The organism is Aeromonas sp. QDB56 (assembly GCF_027705505.1).
Taxonomy (GTDB): domain Bacteria; phylum Pseudomonadota; class Gammaproteobacteria; order Enterobacterales; family Aeromonadaceae; genus Aeromonas; species Aeromonas caviae.
The window spans coordinates 1-24234 of record NZ_JAPDBZ010000055.1; the positions used below are offsets into that span (position 1 = coordinate 1).

Consider the following 24234-nt stretch of genomic DNA (forward strand, 5'->3'; position numbering starts at 1 on the left):
CTGCGCGAGCAGCTATCACCCAGTAATGGGAATCCCCCTCCTGTGACGCGAAGCGCTAAGGTGGGGGAGGATGTCAACATGGTGCTCAACCGGCGTCTGAGCCGCCATCCGGCCCACTGCGTCTATGCGGATCAGCAGGCGGCGGCGGAGGCGGTGGTGGACAAGCTGGTGGCCATGGGGCACAGGGAGATCGCCTTCATCGCAGGCTCTGCGGATTCCCCCACCGGCGCCGAGCGCCTGGCCGGCTACCGGCAGGCGCTGATCCGGCACGGCATCCCGGTGCAGGAGACCTTGATCGCCCCCGGCAAATGGACCCCCGCCTGTGGCGCGGCCGCCGTCTCGACCTTGCTGGCGCGAGGCGCTCGCTTCAGCGCCCTGGTGGCCAGCAACGATGACATGGCGATCGGGGCCATCAAACGGCTGCACGAAGCCGGTGTGATGGTGCCTGACGAGGTCTCGGTGGTGGGGTTTGACGACATCCCCCTGGCCCCTTACGTCATTCCCGCGCTGTCGAGCGTCAAGATGCCGGTGAACGGGATGATCCAGGAGACCATCAACCGCCTGACCACCATGGTGGAGGAGGGGAGCCGGGACGCACTGCCCGCCTTCAGCGGCACCCTGATCCGCCGCGACTCCCTCAGGCGTCTGACGGGCTGAGCCATGATGGCGGTGGGCAGGCCGGGCGGGATCCGTTAGCATAGGCCCCCCGGCGCCAGGCGCCGCGTGTCGTATCAACAGATGAGAGTTCAGATGGATGACCTGTTAGCCCCCGTTCGCCAGTTCCTGCATTGCGAGACCCCGGATGAGTGGGTGGAAATGGCGCGGGATCCCGCCCAGTTGCCGACCCTGCTTATCGATCACGCCAACTGCGAGAACAAGGCGGCACTCACCGCCCACAGCCTGGTGCGCCGCTACTGCCTGCCCAAGGAGAAGCGTCACCTGCTGCCCAAGCTGACCTTCTACCGGGAGCTCGATGCCTTGCCGGAGAAGGCGGAGATCCTCGGCAAGCGCACCATGGGCGAATCAGACAGGAGCGTGTTTGCCGAGCTGGAGCGCAATCCCCTGCTGTTCCCCATGGTGCGCCTCATCCAGGAGGAGTTGCACCACTTCGAGCAGGTGCTGGAGATCATGGCCGCACGGGGCATCCCCTATGGTCCCGTCACCGCCTCCCGCTATGCCCGCAGCCTGCTGACCCATGTGCGCACCTACGAGCCGGCCGCCGTGGTGGACAAGATGATCATCGGTGCCTATATCGAAGCGCGATCCTGCGAGCGTTTTGCCAGGTTGGCCCCTCATCTGGACGAGGAGCTGGGCCGCTTCTATGTCTCCCTGCTGCGCTCGGAGGCGCGTCACTATCAGGACTACCTGGCCCTGGCACAGACGTTCGCAGACGAAGACATCAGCGAGCGAGTGGCCTTCTTCGGTCGCCTGGAGGCCGAGCTCATCTGTTCGCCGGATCCGCAATTCCGGTTCCATAGCGGACTGCCTGTCAGATCTGACAGTTGTTGAGGTGACGGGGGCTGCCTACCATTCCCCTGTTCCTACTACGAGCGACGCAATCACTTTTTGAGCGCAATCCCCGGCGACTGATGAGACATCAGGCCGGGTTTTTTTATGTCTGGCGCAAGGGGAAACGCGCCGCGGGATCAGCGGCGGTATTCGTTGTTGTAGTTCTGAATGAGGCGGCGGGTGACATCGTGCTGGGGGTCGGCGAAGACCCGCAAGGTCTTGCCGTGCTCCACCACACGGCCTTCGTGCATCACCAGCACCTCGTCGCTGATGTGGCTGACGATCCCCAGATCGTTGGCCACCAGCACATAGCTCAGCCCCATGGTCTCCTGCATCTCCAGCAGCAGGTTGATGATCTGGGAGCGTACCGAAATATCCAGGGTCGAGAGCGCCTCGTCCGCCACCACTATCTTGGGATTGAGGATGAGCGCCCGTGCCAGCCCCACCCGCTGCTGCTGGCCGGCGGAGAGCATCTGGGGATAGAAGAGGGCGTGGTCGGGCAGCATGCCCACCATGCGCAGGGTCTGGATCACCTTCTCCCGGCGCTCCTCCTCGCTCAGGGCTGTGTTGAGGCGAAGGGGGGTCTCCAGGATCTGGCCGACCCGGATTTTCCGGTTAAGGGAGGTGTTGGGGTCCTGGAAGATCATCCGCAGCAGCTTGCAGCGGGTCTGGTAATCGCCGTGGACCATGGGTTGCCCCTCGATGGCGATCTCCCCGCCACTCGGTTCAATCATGCCCGCCAGAATGCGGGCCAGGGTGCTCTTGCCCGAGCCCGCCTCCCCGACGATGGCCAGGGTCTGGCCCACCTCGAGATCGAACGAGAGGGGCTTTATCGCCTCCACCGCGCGGCGCCTGAACAGGCTGGTGCGGTTCTGGTAGGTCTTGCACAGGCCCCTGACCTGCAGCAGGGAAGGTTCGGTCACGACGTGGTCTCCTTGGGTGCGCTCGCCGGATAGAGGGGCTGACGGGGCGGGCAGGTGCCCCGGATCAGGGTCTGGTGCCGGTTCATTTCTTCGGTTCTTCCATGTTGAGCGGGAAGTGGCAACTGAACTGATGCCCCTTGACCTTGCTCATCAGCGGTGTCTGCACGCACTGCTTCTGGGCGTAGGGGCAGCGTGGGCCGAGGCGGCAGCCGATGGGCAGATGCTGCAGCGGCGGTATCACCCCAGGCAGGGTCTCGAGCCGGGACTTGTGGCGCACCAGCTTGTCAAAGTCCGGGATGGACTTGAGCAGGGCATCCGTATAGGGGTGGTGAGGGGATTCCAGGATCTGGTCCCGGGTCCCCACTTCCACCATCTGGCCGCAATACATGATGTTGAGGGTGTCGGTCAGGTTCGCGATGGCGGCGATGTCGTTGCTGATGATGAGGATGGTGGTATTGCCCAGCTTGTTCATCTTGTCCAGCAACCGCAGGATCTGGGAGTGGGTGGTGGACTCCATGGCGCTGGTGGGCTCGTCCGCCACCAGCAGGCGCGGCTGGTTGGCGATGGCCATGGCGATCATCACCTTCTGGCACATGCCGTCTGACAGCTCGTGGGGATAGGCCCGCATGACCTTGCGGTGATCCTTGACCCCGACCCGGTGCAGCAGGGCGATGGCCCGCTTCTTGCGCCACTGGAAGCGCTGCCAGAACTTGCCGGTGAAGGCACTGGTGGGGATGGCCTCTTCGAGCTGGGTGCCTATCTCCTCCGAGGGGTCGAGGCAGCTGATGGGATCCTGGAAGATCATCGCTATCTCCCGCCCCATGATGCGGCGCCGTTCCTTGGGCGCCATGGTCAGCAGGTCCATGTCGTTGAAGCGCATCCGGTCGGCGCGCACCGTCCAGTTGTCCTTCTGGATGCCAACGATCACCTTGGCCACCAGGCTCTTGCCCGAGCCGGATTCCCCCACCAGCCCGCGGATCTCCCCCTCGTTCAGGGTCAGGCTGACTCTGTCCACCGCCTTGACCTTGCCCTGGGGGGTGTCGATTTCGATGGTGAGGTTGCGTATATCGAGCAGGGGCATCAGCAATGTCTCCCGTTCAGGGCGCAGCCGGGTCGCTCAGGGCGTCCGGGGGCGGGGATAGATAACAAGGCTGGCAACATCAGTCGTTCCCCTCTTTGAGTGCTTCGCGAATGCCTTCGCCCACCAGGTTGGTCACCAGCACGCTGAACAGGATGGCCATCCCGGGCAGGGTCACCGTCCAGGGGGCCAGATAGATAAGATCGCTCGAATCGGCCAGCATGGCACCCCACTCCGGCTGGGGAGACTGGGCCCCGAGACCGAGGAAGCCTACCGCAGAGATGTCCAGGATGGCGGCGGAGAGGGTGCGGGTGGTCTGGGTCACCAGGGTCTCGACGATGTTCGGCAAGATGGCCAGACGCATGATCCGCTGGGGCGGAGAGCCGTCGAGGCGGCTTGCGATGATGTACTCCTTCTGCATCTCGGCGTGGACCGCGTTGTAGGTCGCCCGGATGAAAGGCGGTATCAACGCGAGTGTGATGGCGATCAGGGTGTTGAACAGACCCGGCCCCAGGATGGCCACGACGATGATGGCCAGCAGCAGGGACGGGATGGAGAGCAGGGTATCGAGCAGGTGATGGAGCACGCTCGACTTCACCCCTTTGCTCATGCCGCCGAGGATGCCGATGGCCGAGCCGATGACCAGCGCGATGAGCACCACCAGCAGGGCGTTGCCGAAGGTGAGCCTGGCCCCGGCCACCAGACGGGAGAGGATGTCGCGCCCCAGATCGTCGGTCCCCAGGAAGTAATCGATGTTGCCGCTGTTGGCCCAGGAGGGGGCGAGCAGCAGGTGGTTGCTGTGCTGATCGTCGATGCCGTAGGGGATCACCAGGGGGCCGATGAGGGTCACCAGCAGCAGCAGCCCGAAGCACCAGAGCCCCGCCATGGCCAGCGGGTTGCGTCGGTAAGAGGCCCAGGTCTGCTCCAGGGGGGAGAGGATCTTGAGCTCCGGATAGATGTTCGATTTATCGTGCATGATGCAGGCTCCCGTGCTGGTCGCAAGGGAATGGGCACGCCTGTGCGCCGGTGGCCCATGGGCCGCCGTGGCTCATCCACAGACCGCAATCAATCTTGTCTTGCATAGAGTTCTTTACGCCGTGCCGGATACATGATGGTGGTCAGCAGATCGGTGCTGACGCTGATGAAGATGACGAAGCTCGCCACCACCAGGAAGGCGCCGCGGATGGCGGCATAGTCCTGCAGCGCGATACTGCTCACCAGCCAGCGGCCGATGCCGGGCCAGTCGAACACCACCTCGGTGATCATGGCGGAGGTGAGCACACTGCCAAGTTGCAGCCCCAGCAGCGGCAACACCGGGGGCAGGGCGTTCTTGAGCCCGTGACGCCAGACGATCTGGCGGCGGGAAAGTCCGCGGCTGGCGGCAGCCTTGATGTAGTTCTGTTTCATCACGTCGATGAGGGAGCTGCGCACGTGGCGGATCACCTCGGTGGTGGGCACCACGGCCAGCACCAGGGAAGGCAGTACCAGATGGCGCAGGGCATCGTGCAGGGCCGCCTCCCGCCAGGGCTCCTGGCTCATCAACACATCGACGATGGCGATCCCGGTGATGGAGGGCACGTCGTAGAGCAGGCTGATCTGGCCGGAGGAGGGGAGCCAGCCAAGATCCAGGGAGAAGAACATCACCATCAGCAGCCCCAGCCAGAAGACCGGGATGGCATAGCCGACGAGGCCGGCGGCCATGATGGAGAGGTCCGGGCTGCGCCCCTGATAGAGGGCCGCGAGGGTGCCCAGAGGGATGCCCACCAGCAGCGAGATGGCGAAGGCGGCGAGGCAGAGGGTCAGGGTCGCCGGGAAGTAGTGACGGATCTCGTCGAGGACCGGTTGGCCGGAGACGCTGGAGAGCCCGAAATCCCCGGCGGCGATGCGCTGGAGGAAGTCAGGATAGCCGTGCCAGAAATCCAGCACCTGGGTGATGAGGCGAAACTCCAGGAGGTAGGCCCCCAGAGTCAGCACCAGGAGGGTGATCACCAGCAGGGTGATGCGGCGCAGGATATAGAAAAACATGCTTATGCCTCCTGGGGACGGTGCGCCGATGGCCCGACGATGGAGTGGTTATCTGTCATGGTCACTCCCGATGGGCCTGGTTGAAGGTGGTGCCACCAAAGGGTATCAGGGTCAGCCCCTGAATGTCGCTGCGACTCACCTGGGTTCTCAGGGCATGGGCCAGGGGAATGAGCGGCAACTGCTCGTTGAGCAGGGACTGGGCATAGTAATAGTTGCGCAGGCGGAAGGCGAGCTGCGGGGTGGTCACCGCATCGTCCAGCAGTTGATCGAAGGCGGGGCTGCACCAGCGGCTGTAGTTGTTGCCCCGCTCGACGGCGGCGCAGCTCAGCAACTGGCGGAAGAAGTTGTCCGGATCCGCGTTGTCGGCGATCCAGCCCGAGAGCAGGCTGTCATATTGTCCATGGGCGAGCCGGGTCTCGATGACCGGCCAGGCCTGCTGCACTATCTTGAGGCTCACCCCTATCTTGGCGAAATCGCTGCGCATCAGTTGCGCCGTCTTGAGGCCGTCCGGGTTGTAGGGACGGGCGCCGGGTTGCACCAGCACCTGCATCTCGAAGCCGTTGGGGTAGCCCGCGTCCTTGAGCAACTGGCGAGCGAGCTTGAGATCCGGCTTGCGCTGGGGCAGGGAGGGGTTGTAACCCCAGGAGAGGGGCGGCAGCAGGCTGGCAGCGCTCTGGCCGGTCTCGAAATAGACCGCCTGCAGCAGATTCTGCACATTGATGGCGCTGGCGAGGGCCTGGCGCACCTGCACCTTGTTGAACGGGGCCTTGCGGGTATTGAGGGCGAGGAAGGCGACGTTCATCCCCGACTGCACCGACAGATCCAGGTGGGAGTCTTTGTCGATCACCGACAGCTGGCTGGCAGAGGGAGTGCTCATCACGTCGCACTCGCCGGTCAGCAGCTTGGCAAGGCGCTTGGAGGATTTGGGCGTGATGTCGTAGATGAGCTGCTCCATTCTGGCCTCGCCGCCCCAGTAGCCGGGGTGACGCAGGTAGCGCACGAACTCGTTGTGGCGATACTCCTTGAAGCTGAAGGGGCCGGTGCCGATGGGGCGGCTGTCCAGCAGCGCCGGGGTGCCGGCCTTTAGCATCTGCTCCCCGTACTCGGCGGAGAGCACGATGGCGTAGTCGCTGGCCAGGGTGGCGAGGAAGGAGGCATCGGGGCGGTTCAGCTCGAACACCACCTCATAGGGCCCCTTCTTGTAGACCCGCTTGATGAGGTTGCCGAGCCCCAGGCTGTAAAAATAGGGGTACTCGCCGCCGGAGACGGCGTGGAAGGGGTGGTGTTCGTCCAGCAGACGCTGCCAGGTGAACAGGACGTCGTCGGCATTGAAGTGACGGGTCGGGCTGAACCAGGGGGTACGGTGGAAGGTCACTCCCTTGCGCAGGGTTAGGGTATAGGAGAGGCCGTCCTCGCTGCTTTGCCAGCGGGTGGCGAGCCCCCCTTCGATGCCGAGGGTGTTGGCATTGACCTCGAGCAGGCGATCGTAGATGGGACGGGCACTGGCATCCAGGGTCGCATCCGAATTGGCAAGCTGCGGGTTGAAGGTTCGGGGTGCCCCTTCGGCACAATAGATGAGCCCGGTTTTGGAGGCTTCATCGCGTTTCTGACAGCCGCTGACCAGAACCAGGAGACCAAGCAGCAGGGGGGTGAGCATTCTCATGTTGGAACCATGTTTTCAGACAAAGTTGCCCGCCAGGGGGCGGGCGCGTTGCGGGGGGCGACAGGGCAGGCGCTCCCGTCGGGGGTGACGTGCGCCGCGTTATCCGCGCGCACAGACCCGGTGCCAGGCATCAGCCCGCCTCCTGGTTGCCACTGTTGTCATCCCCGTCCAGCAATTGATATTTGCGCAGCATCCCCCGGAACTGGTGATAGCTCAGGACCAGCAACTGGGCTGCTTTGCGCTGATTATACTGGGATTGCTGCATCGCTTGCTTGAGTAAATTAATCTCGTACTCCGCCACCGCCCCTTTGAGATCCAGCGGCAGGGTCGGGGTCGGGGCCGTCTCTGCCGAGGTCGGCGCGTCGGAGGAAGGGGCGGCGTCACCTCGGGCACGGGGGCGCCAGGGGGAGTCAAAGGGATTGAGCACCAGATCCGCCAGCGGCAACTGGGGGTTGCCCTGGCGATAGAGACTGCGCTCCACCACGTTCTTGAGCTCCCGCACGTTGCCCGGCCAGGGGTAATCTTGCAGCAGCTGGGTCGCCTTGCGCGAGAAGCCGGCAAAGAGCGGATACCCCAGCTCCCGGGTCATGCCGTGGGCGAAGTGCTCCGCCAGCATTAGGATGTCCTCGCGCCGCTCCCGCAGGGGGGGCAGGGTGATGACGTCGAAGGCAAGCCGGTCCAGCAGGTCGTGACGAAACCGTCCTTTCTCTGCCAGTGCAGGCAGATCCTCGTTGGTGGCGCACACCAGCCGTACATCCACCTTGAGGGGCTTGGCACCGCCCACCCGCTCGAACTCCCCGTACTCGATGACCCGCAGCAGTTTTTCCTGCACCCGGGCGCTGGTGGTGGCTAGCTCGTCGAGGAACAGGGTGCCGCCGTCGGCCCGCTCGAAGCGCCCCTGATGACGCTTGGCGGCGCCAGTGAAAGAGCCCGCCTCGTGGCCGAACAGTTCGGTTTCCAGCAGGCTCTCGCTCAAGGTGGCGCAGTTGATGGTGACAAAGCTTTGATCCCAGCGATCCGAGAGATAATGTAGGCGGTGGGCGATGAGCTCCTTGCCGGTCCCCCGCTCGCCGATGATCAGCACGGGCTTGCGCAGCGGCGCGAGGCGCGATGCCTGCTCGATGATTTCTAGAAATGCGTTGGATTCACCCAACAGACTTTCCGTGGCCGTGGTCATCCCTGCCCCTGTGAGTTGAAAAATCTGGTTAATCTTACCAAAAGTTGGTTATTTTAATCATCACTTGTTTCCCCGGGACTTGAACTGCATTCTGAGTGCCCATATAAATCAACAAGTTAAATGTTGTTCCAGATTGGCACACAAGTTGCCATTGTCAATGGAGACACAACCCGATGCCTATCACAGGAGTACAATCATGAGCATTTTTTCTCGCCTGGCCGACATCATCAATTCCAATCTGACGGCCCTGCTCGACAAGGCGGAAGATCCCCAGAAGATGGTGCGTCTGATCATCCAGGAAATGGAAGATGAACTGGTGAAGGAGCGCTCCAATCTGGCCCGCTTCCTCGCGAATCAAAAAGAGATCGGCCGTCAGGTGAGCCGCCATCAGGAGCGGGTCGCCGAGTGGCAGGGCAAGGCCGAGCTGGCCCTGACCAAGGGGCGCGAAGATCTGGCTCGTGCCGCCCTCATCGAGAAGAGCAAGCAGGCGGAGCTTGCCGACGCCCTATCTCGTGAACAGCAGGCGGTGGACAGCGGCATCGAGAAGCTGGGGGAGGAGATCCGCCAGCTGGAAGCCAAGCTGGAAGACGCCCGTGCCCGCCAGAAGGCGATGGCCATTCGCAGCGAAGCCGCCAGCAGCCGCCTCAACGTGCAAAGCCAGGTGGCCCGTGGCGACAGTCAGGCCGTGGTGAGCAAGTTCGAGCGCATGGAGCGCCGCATCGACGAGATGGAAGCCCGCGCCGATCTGGGGCTGTCCGACAAGGCGCTCGCCCAGCAGTTTGCCGAGCTGGAAGCGGACGACCAGATCAGCCGCGAGCTGGAAGCCATGCGCCAAAAGCTGGGCCAGCACAATCCGGCACAGAAATAGGGAGAGTAACAGATGGAAAATCTGCTGGGTGTATTGATGGTTCCCATGGTGGTCTTCATGGTGGTGGTGGCCCCCATCTGGCTGGTGCTGCATTACCGCGCCAAGGGACGCATTGGCGCCGGCCTTGCCGATGGTGAGCGTGAACAGCTGCAGGGCTTGCTGGTGCGTGCCGAGAAGATGCAGGAACGGGTCGGCGCCCTGGAGTCGATTCTGGATGCCGAGGTTCCTGGTTGGAGAAACAAGGTATGACGGTTTTCAATGAGAGATGTCATGACTGTGGCAAAAAGCCGGAGCGGGCCGGAACCGTATTGGCGTCGATTCTGGATGCGGAAGTCCCCGGTTGGAGGCACAAGGTATGAACACTGTCAGTCGTGAAGGGCGCAACCTGTACCGGAATCCCCAGCGGGGCAAGATTGCCGGGGTCTGTGCCGGTCTGGCAGAGTACTTCGGGGTGGAGACCTGGATCGTGCGGCTGCTGGCCATCAGTGGTCTCATCTTCGCCGGTTTCATCACCTTCACCGCCTATATTGCCGCCTGGTTCTTGCTCGACAAGAAGCCGGTCACCCTCTACTCCCAGGAAGATGCCGAGTTCTCAGAGGTGCGGATGAAGGCGCGCAGCTGGCAGGCAGGCGTCACACCTCATCAGGCCCTTGCCCGCATCGGCCAGGAGCTGGATGCACTGGAGCCCAGGGTGCAGCGCATCGAGAAGCTGGTGACCTCCAAGGAGTTCACCCTGCAACGGGAGTTCAGCAAGCTCTAATCGTGCCGGGCCGCGAGGATACTGCCTCGCGGCCGTCTCTCTGATGTGATCACAAGGAGAAGAAGACCCGCCTTGATACGCAACAAACTTGAACACTCCTGGTCTGTGCTCCAGCACAAGGCCGCTGACGCGGTGAACCGGGCCCGGGATCGCCACATCCGGCTGGCGGTCACCGGCCTCTCTCGCAGTGGCAAGACAGCGTTTATCACGGCGCTGGTCAATCAACTGGAGCACGCGGCCATCGACGGTCGTCTGCCACTCTGGGACGCCCAGCGCCAGGGACGCATCCTCGGTGCTCGCCGGGTGCCCCAGCAAAACGCCCACATTCCCACCTTTCCCTATGAACGGGGCCTCGATGCCCTGTTTGGCGATCCGCCCGCCTGGCCCGCGCCGACCCGGGGGGTGGCCGAGGTACGCCTCGAGATCCGTTATCGCACCCGCCATCCGCTGCGTCGGCACCTGGGGGAGATCTCCACCCTCTATGTGGATCTGGTGGATTATCCCGGGGAGTGGCTGCTGGATTTGCCGCTGCTGGATCTGAACTACGAGCAGTGGAGCGAGCAGGTGCGGGAGCAACTGTGCCGCCCCGAGCTGCAAGCCCTGGCGGCAGGCTGGTTGACGCCGCTCTGGCAGGCAGATCAAGCCTTCGAGGAGCGGGCCGCCAGCGAACTGGCCGCCCGCTACACCGATTATCTGCACGCCTGCAAGCAGGATCTCGGGCTTCACCTCATCCAGCCCGGGCGTTTCGTGTTGCCCGGCGAGTATGCCGGTGCGCCGCTGTTGCAATTCGTGCCCTGGGTGTGGGAGATGCCCACGCACTCCCCCGAAGACGGCACTCTCTACGCCACCTTCAAGCAGCGCTTCGAGCAGTACAAGCAGCATCTGGTACAGGGCTTCTATGAGCAGCACTTTGCAGGCTTTGATCGCCAGATCGTGCTGGTGGACTGCCTGGCGCCCCTCAATGCCGGTGCCGCGAGCTTTGGTGACATGCAGCAGGCCATCGCCCGCATCATGGAAAGCTTCGCCTACGGCAAGAGCAACTGGTGGCGCCGTCTGTTCGCCCCGCGCATCGACAAGCTGCTGTTTGTGGCGAGCAAGGCCGATCACGTCACGCCGGAGCAGCACGGGCCTCTGGTGTCGCTCCTGCAGCATCTGGTGAGCCGTGGCCGGGGTCAGGCCCGCTTCGAGGGGATAGAGACCGAATGCCTGGCGCTGGCCGCCATCAAGGCCACCGAGGTGGGCAAGGGGGTGGCAGACGGACGGGAATTTCCCGCCATTCGTGGCACTACCCTCTCGGGCGAGCCCTTGCTGCTCTTCCCGGGGGAGGTGCCTGCCCAGATCCCGCCTGCGCAGTGGTGGAAAACTCAAGGGTTTGATTTTCAGGCCTTTCGCCCGCTGCCCATGAGCGCTCATCAGGCGCTCCCCCATATCCGGCTCGATGCGGCGCTGGAATTCCTGCTCGGGGATCACCTCGAATAACGGGTGGGTGGCCCGCTGTGCTCGAGGGGCGCCCACAGGAGAGAATGCGATGAACGATCAGACAAGATGGCGCACCGATGACGCCGCTCCTCTGCAAGGCAAGGTGACGCTGGAGCCCGCGCCTTCGATGGCAAGCGAAGCGAAGCCACCCGCCCCGGCCCGGCGGTTGGAAGAGGAGAGCTTCGAGCCTCTGGACGCGCTGGACGAGCTCACCGAGGTGGAACCCGCGCTTCACGTCAGGCCTCGGCGCCGTCATCGTCTGCTGGCCTGGGGGCTGGGCGGGGTGGGGCTGCTGTCGCTTGGCCAGTTTGGCGCTTTTCTGGTGGATCAGTTTGCCGCCTCCCCCTTCTGGGGCGGCGCCTGGCTGCTCGCCTCTGGCCTGGTGGCGGTGGGCACCGCCGCGGTGGCGGGGCGCGAATGGCTGCGGCTGCGCACCTTGAAGCGGCGCCAGGATGTGCGCTCAAGAGCCGAGGATCTGCTGGCCCATCAGGGGGGCGGTCAGGGGCAGGCCTTCTGCGAGGCCCTCGCCGAGAAGAGCGGTGACAAGGGGCGGGAAGGGTATCGCACCTGGTTATCCCAGCTTGACGAGAGCCACAGCGATCGGGAAGTGCTGACCCTCTACAGCCAGCTGGTGCTCACCGAGCGGGACAAGTTGGCCCAGGCCCGCGTCGCGAAATGGTCGGGGGAGGCCGCCGTGCTGGTGGCCCTGAGTCCGCTCGCCACCGTCGACATGATGCTGATGCTCTGGCGCAACCTGCGGATGATCGAGGACATCGCCGATGTCTATGCCATCGAGCTCGGCTACTGGAGCCGCATCCGCCTCATTCGTCAGGTGTTTCGCAACATGCTCTATGCGGGGGCCACCGAGCTGGTGACCGAGGTAGGGATGGATCTGCTGGGCGCCGAGCTGACCGCCAAGCTCTCCGCCCGCGCCGCCCAAGGGGTCGGGGCCGGGTTGCTCACCGCGCGCCTCGGGATGCGTACCATGGAAGCCTGTCGTCCGCTCCCCTGGTGTGCCGACGAGAAGCCGAAAGTGGGCGAGCTGCGCAAGCGGCTGATCGGCCAGTTGGCGGGTTATCTCAACAAGTCGTGAGGTGGCTGGCACCCGACATGGATGTCACAAATTATTTACAATTGTCAAAAGCAGCCGACCCCGGGGTCGGCTGCTTTTTTGAAGGGCAAACCGTTACAGTGATCCCATGACTCAACGGCCAGTGACCGCCCGGATGGCGGCTGGCACCCGAAGGATGGGAGCATTCATGGCAAGTCTCTACACGGCCCGCCAACCGGATGGGCAGGGCCGGATCCACTACACGGACGAGGAGCACGGCACTTGGCGGATCCTGATTGCACGCCAGCTTGCGGCGCTCGATGGCAAGGCCTGCGACGAATACCAGGCCGGGTTGGCACGCCTCGACCTGCCTCTGGACCGCATCCCCCAGCTGGGCGAGATCAACGCCGCCCTGATGCCCGCCACCGGCTGGTCGGTGGCAGCGGTGCCAGCCCTCATCTCCTTTGATCACTTCTTCGCGCTGCTCGCTGATCGCCGTTTTCCCGTCGCCACCTTCATTCGCCGCCGGGACGAGCTCGACTACCTGCAAGAGCCCGACATCTTCCACGAGATCTTCGGCCACTGCGCCATGCTGACCAACCCGGCCTTTGCCCACTTCACCCACCTGTATGGTCGGCTCGGACTCCATGCGAGCAAGGAGGAGCGGGTCTATCTGGCGCGGCTCTACTGGTTCACGGTGGAGTTCGGTCTCCTGCAGGGGGAGGAGGGGCTGCGCATCTACGGCGGCGGCATTCTCTCCTCCATCGGCGAGACCGCTTATGCCCTCTCGGGCAAGCCCGAGCTGCAACCCTTCGATCTGCTGGAGATCCTGCGTACCCCCTATCGCATCGACATCATGCAGCCGACCTATTTCGTGCTGCCTCGTCTCGATACCCTCTATGGTCTGGAGGGGCAGGGGATCATGGCGGCCGTGGCCGAGGCCCGTCGTCTTGGCCTGCGTCCACCCCGCTTTGCCCCCGTTGCCGGCAAGCAGGCGAGCTGACCCGTATTCATTCCCACGATGTTTCATGAAAGGAGTCCCGAATGACTGAACTGGCGAGTCAACGATGCGAGGCGTGCCGCGCCGATGCCCCCAGGGTGAGCGATCAGGAGCTGGGGGAGCTGATGCACCTTATCCCCGACTGGCAGCCCCTGGTGGTCAACGGCGAGCTGCAACTGCGTCGTGAATTTGTGTTTCGCAACTTCAAGGAGGGGCTGGCGTTCACCAACCGCCTCGGAGAACTGGCGGAGGCGGAGTTCCATCATCCGGCGATCTTGCTTGAATGGGGCAAGGTGACCGTGAGCTGGTGGACCCACAAGATAGGCGGCTTGCATCGCAACGATTTCATCATGGCAGCCCGCACCGACGGTCTGATGAAGTAACCGCCGTCTGGCGCCAACGTAGACAGGGCCTGCCCGGTGAAAGCGGGGCAGGCCCGCATTTTTGTGGGGGAGCGCTCGCACTGGCGGGATCGAGTCTGTATTATCCCGTTATTCAGAATGTTAGCTAGGAAGTGTGTGCCGAATGCGTCTTGAAGTCAGCTGTGAAGACCGTCTGGGCCTGACCCGGGAATTGCTCGACCGACTGGTGGAGCACAACATCGATCTGCGCGGCATCGAAATCGATACCTCAGGCATCATCTATCTCAATTTTCCCGAGCTGGAGTTCCGTGACTTTCAGCATCTGATGCCGGAAATTCGCCGCATTCCCGGCGTCTATGACGTCAAGACCATCCCCTACATGCCCTCCGAGCGGGAGCACCACGAGATAGAGGCCCTGCTCAAGGCGCTGCCGGACCTGGTCTTCTCCCTCGACAGCAAGGGGCGGGTGACCCAGGCCAACCAGGCCGCCCTCACCACCCTGGCGTTGCCACCGGACGAGGTGCGCGGCGTGGCGATCGCCTCCCTGGTCAAGGGCTTCTCGTTTGGCCGCTGGCTGGAGTCGGGGGAGATCAAGCCCCAGACCTGCAAGCTCAGCCTCGGCGGCGAGGAGTACCTCGGCGATCTGATGCCGCTGTTTGTGGCCGAGGAGAAGGGCAGGCAGGCTCTGGCCGGCGCCGTGGTGGTGCTCAAGTCCGCCCGCCGGGTCGGCATGCACTTCAGCGCCCTGCACGCGGTGGAAGTGGGGGGCTTTGAACACCTGCAGGCCGAGAGCCAGAAGATGAAGGAGGTGCTGGCCCAGGCGGCGAAGCTCGCGATGCAGGATGCGCCGCTGCTCATCGTCGGCGAGACCGGCACCGGCAAGGAGCTGCTGGCCCGCGCCTGCCACGGCGCCAGTCTGCGCTCCAGCCACCCCTTCATGGCCCTCAACTGCGCCGCCATGCCGGACAACGTGGCGGAGAGCGAGTTGTTCGGCTATGCCCCCGGCGCCTTTGGCAACAACACCGAGGGCAAGCGCGGGGTGCTGGAGCTGGCGAGCGGCGGCACCCTGATGCTGGACGAGATCGGCGACATGTCCCCTCATCTGCAGACCAAGTTCCTGCGGGTACTGCAGGACGGGGTCTTTCGCCGGGTCGGTGACGAGCAGGAGGTGAGGGTCAACGTGCGCTTCATCTGCACCACCCAGAAGCAGTTGCTGGATCTGGTGCACGAGGGCAAGTTCCGGGAAGACCTCTACTACCGCCTCAACGTGCTCAGCCTGGCGCTGCCGCCGCTGCGCGAGCGCAAGGCGGACATCATGGCACTGGCCCAGCAGTTCGTCGCCCGCTTCGCCAGCGAGTTGCAACGTCCCAAGCCGCGCTTTACCCGCAACATGGCCGAGTACCTCACCGCCTACCGCTGGCCGGGCAACGTGCGCCAGCTGCGCAACTGCCTCTACCGGGCCATGACCCTGCTGGAAGGGGACGAGCTCGGCCCCGAGCACGTGGATCTGCCGGTGGCGGCCGATGCCATGCCCCTCATCGACGAGTGGTTCGAAGGGGGGCTCGACGAGGCGGTGAAGCGCTTCGAGAGCCGCCTGCTGGAGCGCCTCTATCCGGCCTTCCCCTCCACCCGCCAGCTGGCCAAGCGGCTCGGCGTCTCCCATACCGCCATCGCCAACAAGCTGCGCGAGTACGGGATTGGCAAGAAGTAGCGGCTGAGCTGCCCGTGGCGTGCGCTGACGCGCACCCCGGGCGGCACTGCGACACCCCGTGACGCACCCTGCGTGCGGGCGGATGGGGCAACCCCCTCGGGCTGATAAGCTCGGTACGACTCCCTTCAGGCAATCCCTTCATGGGCGTCGGCCCACCCCATTGTCGACGTAAACATAAGTGCGGACATCATGCAGTTGTTGTCTTTCATCCGGATTTTTGTGTGGCTGTTGCCACTGGGCTGCACGCTGGTGCTGGCCAATGCGGCCGTGGCGGCGACCTCGGCCGAGCTTCGCAGCGAGCTGGTGCGCCAGACCGTGCTCGACATCCTCAGCTACACCCGCTGGCCCAAGGAGCCTGCAAAGCTTCGGCTCTGCATTGCGGCGCCGACGGAATATGCCGGCGCCCTCTTTGCCATCGAGCGGCAGGCCAACGGGCGCCCGGTGGACGTGCATCGCTACGGGCTCGACGACGAGGCACTGATCCAGCGCTGCGATGTGATCTATCTGGGGGTGCTGGCCCCGGAGCGGCGTCTCCCCCTGTTCGAGCGACTGCAGGGGCACGCCATCCTCAGCATCAGCGAACAGAGCAGGGAGTGCATCGCCGACGCTGTCTTCTGCCTTCAGCCGGACACGGATCGGGTCCGCTTTCGGGTCAACCTGGATGCGCTCGCCCGCAGCGGCGTGCGGGTGCACCCGGCCGTGCTGAAGCTCGCCAAGGCTGACGAGGGCGCACGATGACGACTGCACCCGCAAGCCCCAGGCTCACCCTGCGACAGAGCCTGGGCCGCACCCACATGATGATCTCCCTGACCGCCGTCTGCATGGCGGGCCTGTTCCTGACCATCACGGCGCTGCTGGCGCTGCGCCTCTATGCGGATCACAACCTCGAGCTGGTGGCCCGCGCCATCAGCTACACCTCAGAGGCCGCCGTGGTGTTCGATGACGAGGAGGCGGCGAAAGATGCCCTGGAGACCATCACCTCCCGGGAGGATATCGCGAGCGCCAGCATAGTGCTGCCCGATGGCCAGGTGCTGGCAAGCTGGCGCCGTGCCATCACCACCCCCTGGACTACCCTGGAGCAGCACCTGGCCCGCCTGATCCTGCCGGGGCCGGTGGAAGTGGCCATGGTGCGGGAGAGCCGGGAGATAGCCCGGGTGCACCTGGTGGGGCACGGACAATATCTGCTGCACTTCCTGCTGCAGACCCTGCTGGCGACCCTGGTGTGCCTGTTGCTCAGCATCCTCGGGGCTCTCCACGTGGCGCGCCGCATGCAGCGCTCCATCACGGCGCCCCTCAAGGCCCTGGCCGAGGTCGCCTACAGTGTCAGTCGCCAGCGCGCCCTCAAGCAGCGGGTGCCGGCGGCCAACATCGCCGAGCTGCACGCGCTCGGGGAGGACTTCAACACCCTGCTCGACGAGCTGGAGGCCTGGCAGGCCCACCAGAAGCGGGAAAATGCCAGCCTGCTGCACCGGGCCACCCACGACGCCCTCACCGGCCTGCCCAACCGGGCTCTGTTCGAGGCGCGGCTGGGGCAGGCCATCCAGGGGGATCAGGAGCGCTTCGCCCTGCTCTACCTCGACTGTGATCGCTTCAAGCAGATCAACGACACCCTGGGCCACGGGGTAGGCGACGAGGTGTTGATCGCTCTGGCGCGGCGGGTGCAGCACCAGCTCAGACCGCTGGATCTGGTGTGCCGCCTCGGGGGCGACGAGTTTGTCATCCTGCTCGCCCCGATCCGGGACGAGCACGAGGTGCACGAGGTGATGACGCGGATCCAGCAGGGGATGAGCACCCCTGTGGTATTGAGCGACGGCCACCACCTCGGGGTGGGCATCAGCATCGGCGCCGCCCTCTACCCCGAGCAGGGGGAGACGGCGGAGGCCCTGTTGCAGTTCGCCGACGACGCCATGTATCAAGCCAAACGACAACGTAAGGAGGAAGAAGCACACAGGAGAACCACGTGAAGTTGAACCGGACATAGTGAAAGGACCATAACAATGATCATTTTGAAGGCGCTAAAAATCGGGCTTGTTGCGCTGCTGCTGGGAGTGCTGGCCGGGTGTCAGAGTGCGCCCCAGGGGCTCACGGCGGAGCAGATCGCCACCCTCAGGGAGCAGGGATTTCAGCTGACCGATGAGGGCTGGACCCTGGATATCTCCAACAAGGTGCTGTTTGCCAACAATGTCGGGGCCCTCACTCCCCAGACCCGCCTGGTGGTGGAGCGTCTTGGCAAGACCCTCATCGGCGTCGGTCTGAACCGGGCCAGGGTGGACGGCCACACCGACTCCAACGGGGAGGCGAGCTACAACGAGCAGCTCTCGCTCAAACGGGCCCGCTCCGTGGCCGATGTCCTGATGTCGGTGGGCATGCCACCTGCGTACCTGGACATCCGCGGCCGGGGTGAAGCGGCGCCCATCGCCGACAACGGCACCGCCGCCGGACGAGCGGAGAATCGCCGGGTCGCCATCGTCATCGACAACGGCTGAGCCATTTTGTCCCTGCGTCGGCATGACGAGGCTGTCTCTGATGTCCGACTGCGTGTGTGATACCACTCTCCTGCCGGGGAGTGGCTCTCTTCCTCCTCCAGCATTGTCCTTCCCTTTCTTCTATTCATCCCGCTGTTTCCGCACCCGCTTCGACGGCGTTGAACCTCCTCCGCTCCTGAGAATCCTGGCTGAGCACCCAGGTCCAGAACTTGATCCAGCACAAGGGTGGCTTTGTTGATATTGGTTATCATTTGCATTATTTGCAGATGGTAGCCACAGTGATGACCCCCCTGTTTACCCCGACCATGACGGGTCTTGCGACCCCGGATCCCCTCGCATTCGCCTTCACCGCCAAGACCTCAGCCCACGCCAGCCGCGGCGGTGCCGGGCCCCTGATGCTCGACGAGGCGGGCTGGCAGGCTTGGTGGCAGCAACCGAGCCAGGCCGAGGCGCGGGCGCTCTACATCCACGTCCCGTTTGCCGCAAGCGCTGCAGCTTCTGCAACTTCTTCGAAAATGGCGCCAATCCGGCGCGCATGAGCCGCTATATGGCGGCCCTCTGCGAGCAGCTGACCAGGGCGGCCAAGACCCCCTTGGTGCAGAGCCAGTCCTTCTCCGCCGTCTATGTGGGCGGGGGCACGCCCACCGACATGGCGGCGGGCGATCTGGCTCTGCTGGCCAATGCCATTGGTCGCTTCCCCCTGACTTCGGATGTGGAGCTGACCCTGGAGGGGCGCCTCAACGGTTTCGATGACGCCAAGTGGGAGACCGCGCTGGCGGGGGGCTTCAACCGCTTCTCGTTCGGGGTGCAGAGCTTTGATACTCGCGTGCGCCAGCAGGCGGCCCGCTTCGACGACAGGGAGACCCTGTTGGCCCGGCTAGGGGCGTTGACCCGCCACGACGAGGCCGTCATCGCGGCGGATCTCATCTTCGGTCTGCCCGGCCAGGACGACTTCGTGTGGCGCCAGGACGTTGCGGACGTGATGGCGAGCGGCGTGCACGGGGTGGATCTCTACCAGCTCATCGCCATGGCGGGCACCAACCTGGCCCGCGCCGGGGAGAAGGGGACATTGGGCTGGGCCGCCGATGGCCCGCAGCGGGCTGCCATGTATGCCCAGGGCGCCCAAACGCTGGAGGCGGGAGGCTGGCAGCGCCTCTCCTGCAGCCACTGGCGGCGCACCCCCGCCGAGCGCAGCCGTTACAACCAGATGGCGAAGTGCGGCGCCGAGATCCTTCCCTTCGGGGCGGGGGCGGGGGGCAACATTCACGGCCACGGCCTGATGCAGGGGCGGGATCTGGCCGCCTGGCACGAGGCGCTGGCCGAAGGGCGACGCCCCCCAGGCATGGTGATGGGGCAGACCCCCGATGTGCGCATCGACGGTCTGCTGCGGGGAGGCCTGGACGCGGGCTGGCTGGATCTGACGTGCCTGCCTGCGCCGCTGCGGGCCCATTTGCTGCCGCTGTTCGAGCGCTGGCAGGCGCACGGACTGGCCGAGCTCGGTCAGGAGCGCCTTGAGCTCACCCTGGCGGGACGCTTCTGGAACGTCAATCTGCAGGCCGGGCTGTTTGAATACGTGCAACGCAACCCGCTGGCGGGGGAGCAGGGGGGCGCCGGGTCATCCGGCAACCGGGCGGCGGTACACCCCACCTTGGTGTAGAGGGTGGGAGAGGGAGGTGAAGTGCAGTGCAGCGGGGGCGCCATGAGTGCCCCCGCTGGGTTAGGGGTTGTGCACCTCTTCCACGCGCACCCGCAGCTGGCCCTCGGCCAGGGTGGTGACCAGGGGCTGGCCGACGTTCACCTGAGCGGCGCGGCTGATCACCTCGCCGGTCGGGGTGCGTACGATGGCGTAGCCGCGTCCCAGGGTGGCCAGCGGGCTGACCCCGTCGAGGCGTGTGCTCAGCATGGCGAGGCGGTGTCCGGCCACATCCTGGCGCCGGGCAATCAGGGCATGGAGCCGCTCCTCCGCGAGCTGGTGGCGGCGCTTGCCGGCGGCCAGCAGCTTCTCGGGGCTTTTGGCCTGCAGGCGCAGCTCAAGATTGGCCAGGCGTCGCTCCCCCTGATGCAGGCGGCTTGCCAGCAGTTGCTGCAGGCGGGCGGACAGCTCGTCGAGGCGCTGGGACTGCTGCTCCAGCCGGCGCTTGGGATCCTGGTGGTCGAGCCGCTTTTGCAGCAGGGCGAAGCCGTGGCGGGCGGCGGTCTGGTGGCGGTTCATGGCCTGGGTGAGCCGCTGGCGCAGGTGCACGAGGCGCTGGGCGCGGGCACTCCTGTCCGGCGCCACCAGCTCGGCGGCGGCGGAGGGGGTGGGGGCGCGCAAGTCAGCGGCAAAGTCGCTGATGGTGACGTCAACCTCGTGACCCACGGCGCTCACCACGGGGATGGCGGAGCCGTGGATGGCACGGGCCACCGCCTCCTCGTTGAAGCACCAGAGATCCTCCAGTGACCCGCCGCCGCGCCCGACGATGAGCACATCCACCTCGGCGCGCCGGTTGGCAAGCATGATCGCCGAGACGATCTGGGCGGTGGCGGCGCTGCCCTGCACCAGGGTCGGGTAGATGAAGACGGGCAAGTCCGGGGCGCGGCGGCGCAAGACGGTCAGCATGTCGTGCAGGGCGGCGCCGGTGGCCGAGGTGACCAGACCCACGGCGCGGGGCTCGCGGGGCAGGGGGCGCTTGGCCCCCTCGTCGAACAGCCCCTCGGCCCCGAGGCGGCGCTTGAGCTCCTCGAAGCGCAGGGCCAGCATGCCGTCCCCGGCGGGTTGCATCGACTCGATGATGAGCTGATAGTCGCCCCGGGGCTCATAGAGGGAGACCCGGGCCTGCACCAGCACCTGCATGCCGTCCTGGGGGCGGAACGGCACCCGGCGGTTGTTGCCCTTGAACATGGCGCAGCGCACCTGGGCCGACATGTCCTTCAAGGAGAAGTACCAGTGGCCCGAGCTTGGCATCGCGAGATTGGAGAGCTCCCCGGTCAGCCACACCAGCCCCAGATCCTGCTCCAGGATCATGCGCACGGCGCTGTTGAGGCGGGTGACGGTAAAGATCTGCTGCTTGTTCTGGCTGGATTGGTTGAGCTGATTCAAGGCTGGCCCTGCTGTGGTGTCCGCCGGGGCGGGAGAAACGATGGGGGCCATCTTACCCCAGTTGTGCCCATCTGCCGAGCCATGGGGCCCGACAGATGAGGCTTTGCCCTACTCCTGCGCCCTGGCCGGCTTGGCGTGGCTGGTCACCAGCCAGACCGCGAGGCAGACCACGGCGCCGCCGAGCACGAAGCCGCCGGTGAGGGTTTCGCCAAGCACCAGATAGCCCCAGAGGATGCCGAACGGCGGGATGAGGAAGGTGACCGTGAGGGAGCGCAGGGGCCCGATGTCGGCGATCAGCCTGAAATAGAGCAGATAGGCGAAGGCGGTGCAGAGGAGCCCGACCGCCAGCACGCTGGCCCAGACCCCAGGCTGGGCCCAGTCGACGGCGGGCCCGCTCGTCAGACTGTAGCCGAAGAAGGGGAGCAGGAAGAGGACGGCCCCGATCTGGCTGCCGAAGGCCACCAGCTTCGCGTCCAGTCCGCCCCGCTCGGTGATCCAGCGCCTCGTCAGGAAGCCAGCGCAGCCGTAGCAGGCGGTGGCGATGAGGCAGGCCAGCACCCCGATGGCGAGCTGACCGCTCAGGTCGACCTCCCCCGTGGTGGTGATGAGCCCGATGCCCACCAGCCCCAGCATGACCCCGGCCCACTTGCGCAAGGTCAGCTCCTCGTGAAAGAAGGAGAAGCCAATGAGGGCCCCCATCAGCGGCGTGGTGGCGTTGAGGATGGCCGAGTAGCCGGCGGGCAGCCAGAGGGCCGCCACGGCGTACATCAGGAAGGGCACGCCGGAGTTGATGATGCCGAGCACCATGATGGCTTTCAGCTTGCCGTGAAACTGCATGGGGGTGCGCAGCAGCAGGAGCATGGCGGCGAGCCCGACGAGGGCGAAGAAGACCCGCAGGAAGGTGGTGTTGATGGAGCCGAACGCCGGCGCCGCGATGCGCATGAACAGGAAGCTGGCGCCCCAGATGGCGGCCAGCGCCAGCAGCCTCCCATAATCCGATGGTCTCATCGTCTCTCCTTGAATGAGCCGCCCGGTGCCCGGGATGGCAAGGGCGGCCCTGCATCATGGCGGCAAGAGCCCCCAATGGCAACGGCGCCGTGCAGAGCGCTGATCCTACCCCCCGATACGGCCGTCACGGGGAGCGCCTCTCTATCCTGGGAAGTTCGACCCCATGCCCAGAAATGAAAGCGCTATCAATCACATACAGCTTATTTCCTGGTCTATGGCGGTCACATTTCGCACCTTATGGCCACGAATCGACCACGGCGACTTCTAGACTGGTCGGGCTCATCTGAAGGCGGGACGTCGCGGATGGGGGAATGCCGGGGCACACCGGCATCACACACAACACAATGAAAAACAAAGGACTATCAATGGCTAGATGGATACTCGTGGCCGGAATGTTGGGGACCATGATCACGCCGCCCGGGATGGCGGCGGAGTGGTTCTTCCGGGGCACCGCAAATGGATGGGCGGCGACCGCCATGGCGTCGACCGACGGCGTCAATTTTGAAACCTGCCAGCGCTTCGTGAGCGGCGACGCCAGTGGCGGGCCGCGCTTCAAGATAGACAGGTACGGCAACTGGCAGCAGAGCTACCCGGCGGCCGACTACGGGGTCAATGCCAACACGGCGTACCAGATCCGCATCAACGCCACGACCCAGGCGGTGAGCACGACGGCGGTCGCCAGTTGCGAGGCCTCGGGGTTTGCAAGCACTCTGCCGCAGCTCAATGTGCGCGGCACCTTCAACGGCTGGGCCAGCCTCCCCATGACCCTGATAGGGGATCACCTGTGGCAGGCCGAGGCCTACATGGATGGCAAGGCGAGCCAGCGCCTGAAGTTTGATCAGGCCGGCGACTGGGCCATCAACTTCGGGGACAGCAACGGCGACGGCGACATCTTCTGGAACGGCACCGGCACGGTGCGCATCCAGGTCAATGACCAGACCCTGGCCTACAGCATCGTGCCGCTTGGGGATGACAACCAGCCGCCGCTTGCGGTCATCACCCCGGGGGGCACGGTGAACGTGGCCCAGGGTGCGGCGCTCACCCTGAGCGGCAGTGACTCCACGGATCCCGACGGTCAGATAGCGAGCTATCTGTGGAGCAGCGGCGAGACCACGGAGAGCATGGTCGTCAACACGGCACAGACGGGCACCTTCACCTATGGCCTCACGGTCACCGACGATCAGGGGGCCAAGGGCAGCAGCAGCGTGAGCGTGGTGGTGGCCGCCGGACAGAGCGGCGACAGCTGGTACTTCCGCGGTACCCCCAATAACTGGGGTCTCACCCCCATGACAACCGAGGATGGCACCACCTTCTGCACCGAGCAGGCGTTTGGCAGCAGCAACCCCCGCTTCAAGATTGACCACAAGGGGGACTGGACCGAGGCCTATCCTGCCCAGGATTACCTGGTCAGCGCCAACACCCGCTATCGCATCTGCTTTGACAGCCAGCGCAAGGTCGTTGAACTCGAGACCCTGGCGGGGGCAGATGTGCAGGCCCCCACGGTGACCGCTACCCCGGCGCCGGGGAGTTATGTGGACAGCCAGTCCATCACCCTGGGAGTGAGCGACGATCAGGACGCCGCCCCCGCCGTGCATTTCACCACGGACGGCAGCCAGCCCACCACGGCGTCGGCCTGTTATGCAGGCCAGCCCCTGGTGGCGAACGACAAGGGGAGCGGCACGGACCTGGTGATCCGCACCCTCGCGGTGGACGAGAGCGGCAACCAGCGGGAGCAGCGCTTCGAGTACCGTATCGGCGAGCAGGGGGTGGCGAGCGGCGATTTTCGCGCCGAGAGCATCTACTTCCTGCTGACGGCCCGCTTCTATGACGGCGATGCCGGCAACAACTACCATAACCGGGATCGCTACAAGGCGGGGGATCCCCAGTGGCGTGGCGACTTCAAGGGTTTGATTGCCAAGCTCGACTACATCAAGGATCTCGGCTTCACCGCCATCTGGGTGACGCCGCCGGTGGAGCTACCATCTTAAATGCGAAAGGGGACTCCCTCCGACGTAGGTGGGAGGGGAATTTCGCCGGGGCGTCAGCCCCGCTGGT

The 24234-nt window shown here is 64.9% G+C and carries 22 protein-coding genes and 1 pseudogene; 15 read left to right on the top strand and 8 right to left on the bottom strand.

Translation table 11 applies throughout. The features are described 5' to 3' along the window. Positions 1-657, top strand: a 657-nt coding sequence (locus tag OKB81_RS10715) for a substrate-binding domain-containing protein (protein WP_270805238.1), incomplete at its 5' end; no start/stop codon positions are given. 93 nt (positions 658-750) lie between these two features. Further along, complete coding sequence (miaE, locus tag OKB81_RS10720; protein ID WP_042016277.1) at positions 751-1509, top strand: tRNA isopentenyl-2-thiomethyl-A-37 hydroxylase MiaE; 759 nt, start codon at positions 751-753, stop codon at positions 1507-1509. 137 nt (positions 1510-1646) lie between these two features. Here the strand turns inward: miaE and OKB81_RS10725 are convergent, their stop codons facing one another. The 6 genes from OKB81_RS10725 to pspF form a co-directional block, all read right to left on the bottom strand. Then, positions 1647-2432, bottom strand: coding sequence for a peptide ABC transporter ATP-binding protein (locus OKB81_RS10725; RefSeq protein WP_160838168.1), 786 nt, complete (start codon positions 2430-2432; stop codon positions 1647-1649). An 82-nt stretch (positions 2433-2514) separates the two neighbouring features. Beyond that, a complete protein-coding gene (locus OKB81_RS10730; protein WP_010674529.1) occupies positions 2515-3513 on the bottom strand; it encodes a peptide ABC transporter ATP-binding protein in 999 nt (332 codons plus the stop codon). Positions 3514-3592: 79 nt separating this feature from the next. Continuing rightward, positions 3593-4486, bottom strand: coding sequence for an ABC transporter permease subunit (locus OKB81_RS10735; RefSeq protein ID WP_010674530.1), 894 nt, complete (start codon positions 4484-4486; stop codon positions 3593-3595). An 89-nt stretch (positions 4487-4575) separates the two neighbouring features. Beyond that, positions 4576-5535: an ABC transporter permease gene (locus OKB81_RS10740; protein WP_010674531.1), complete on the bottom strand. Its 960-nt coding sequence runs from the start codon at positions 5533-5535 to the stop codon at positions 4576-4578. 61 nt (positions 5536-5596) lie between these two features. Further along, complete coding sequence (gene sapA, locus OKB81_RS10745; RefSeq protein WP_160838170.1) at positions 5597-7192, bottom strand: ABC transporter substrate-binding protein SapA; 1596 nt, start codon at positions 7190-7192, stop codon at positions 5597-5599. A gap of 136 nt (positions 7193-7328) precedes the next feature. Next, the gene (gene pspF / locus OKB81_RS10750; RefSeq protein ID WP_160838166.1) at positions 7329-8375 is read right to left on the bottom strand and encodes a phage shock protein operon transcriptional activator; all 1047 of its coding nucleotides are present in this window, start codon (positions 8373-8375) and stop codon (positions 7329-7331) included. A 196-nt stretch (positions 8376-8571) separates the two neighbouring features. Between pspF and pspA the strand changes: the two genes are divergently transcribed. The 12 genes and pseudogenes from pspA to hutW all read left to right on the top strand — a co-directional run bounded on the left by pspA (position 8572) and on the right by hutW (position 19749). Beyond that, positions 8572-9243, top strand: a complete 672-nt coding sequence (gene pspA / locus OKB81_RS10755; protein WP_053288494.1) for a phage shock protein PspA — start codon at positions 8572-8574, stop codon at positions 9241-9243. Positions 9244-9255: 12 nt separating this feature from the next. Then, positions 9256-9492, top strand: a complete 237-nt coding sequence (pspB, locus tag OKB81_RS10760) for an envelope stress response membrane protein PspB (protein WP_052815255.1) — start codon at positions 9256-9258, stop codon at positions 9490-9492. Between the two features lie 106 nt (positions 9493-9598). Next, entirely contained in the window at positions 9599-10003 is a 405-nt protein-coding gene (gene pspC / locus OKB81_RS10765; protein ID WP_160838164.1) for an envelope stress response membrane protein PspC, read from the top strand. Between the two features lie 72 nt (positions 10004-10075). Then, positions 10076-11482, top strand: a complete 1407-nt coding sequence (locus OKB81_RS10770) for a YcjX family protein (protein ID WP_053288493.1) — start codon at positions 10076-10078, stop codon at positions 11480-11482. Positions 11483-11531: 49 nt separating this feature from the next. Continuing rightward, positions 11532-12575 carry a YcjF family protein gene (locus tag OKB81_RS10775; RefSeq protein ID WP_052815258.1) on the top strand — a complete coding sequence of 348 codons (1044 nt, stop codon included), beginning with the start codon at positions 11532-11534 and terminating at the stop codon, positions 12573-12575. Between the two features lie 166 nt (positions 12576-12741). Continuing rightward, on the top strand, positions 12742-13536 hold the full coding sequence (gene phhA, locus OKB81_RS10780; protein ID WP_041215282.1) for a phenylalanine 4-monooxygenase: 795 nt from the start codon (positions 12742-12744) through the stop codon (positions 13534-13536). Between the two features lie 41 nt (positions 13537-13577). Beyond that, a complete protein-coding gene (locus tag OKB81_RS10785) occupies positions 13578-13916 on the top strand; it encodes a 4a-hydroxytetrahydrobiopterin dehydratase (RefSeq protein ID WP_010674539.1) in 339 nt (112 codons plus the stop codon). Positions 13917-14058: 142 nt separating this feature from the next. Then, positions 14059-15606 (top strand): transcriptional regulator TyrR, encoded by a 1548-nt coding sequence (gene tyrR / locus OKB81_RS10790; protein WP_052815259.1) that lies wholly within the window; start codon positions 14059-14061, stop codon positions 15604-15606. Positions 15607-15795: 189 nt separating this feature from the next. Next, positions 15796-16344 (top strand): YfiR family protein, encoded by a 549-nt coding sequence (locus OKB81_RS10795; protein WP_052815260.1) that lies wholly within the window; start codon positions 15796-15798, stop codon positions 16342-16344. Continuing rightward, positions 16341-17570, top strand: a complete 1230-nt coding sequence (locus tag OKB81_RS10800) for a diguanylate cyclase domain-containing protein (protein WP_160838162.1) — start codon at positions 16341-16343, stop codon at positions 17568-17570. The genes OKB81_RS10795 and OKB81_RS10800 overlap by 4 nt, the downstream gene beginning before the upstream one ends. Before the next feature lie 33 nt (positions 17571-17603). Continuing rightward, positions 17604-18092 (top strand): OmpA family protein, encoded by a 489-nt coding sequence (locus OKB81_RS10805; protein ID WP_160838160.1) that lies wholly within the window; start codon positions 17604-17606, stop codon positions 18090-18092. 281 nt (positions 18093-18373) lie between these two features. Beyond that, positions 18374-19749: pseudogene (gene hutW / locus OKB81_RS10810) on the top strand (heme anaerobic degradation radical SAM methyltransferase ChuW/HutW). A gap of 60 nt (positions 19750-19809) precedes the next feature. On the opposite strand, the gene xseA reads toward hutW, so the two are convergent. Further along, on the bottom strand, positions 19810-21171 hold the full coding sequence (gene xseA / locus OKB81_RS10815; protein WP_270663871.1) for an exodeoxyribonuclease VII large subunit: 1362 nt from the start codon (positions 21169-21171) through the stop codon (positions 19810-19812). Positions 21172-21279: 108 nt separating this feature from the next. After that, positions 21280-22179 carry a DMT family transporter gene (locus OKB81_RS10820; RefSeq protein ID WP_052815263.1) on the bottom strand — a complete coding sequence of 300 codons (900 nt, stop codon included), beginning with the start codon at positions 22177-22179 and terminating at the stop codon, positions 21280-21282. A gap of 365 nt (positions 22180-22544) precedes the next feature. Between OKB81_RS10820 and OKB81_RS10825 the strand changes: the two genes are divergently transcribed. Then, a complete protein-coding gene (locus OKB81_RS10825; RefSeq protein ID WP_442865928.1) occupies positions 22545-24167 on the top strand; it encodes an alpha-amylase family glycosyl hydrolase in 1623 nt (540 codons plus the stop codon). Positions 24168-24234 lie beyond the last annotated feature (67 nt).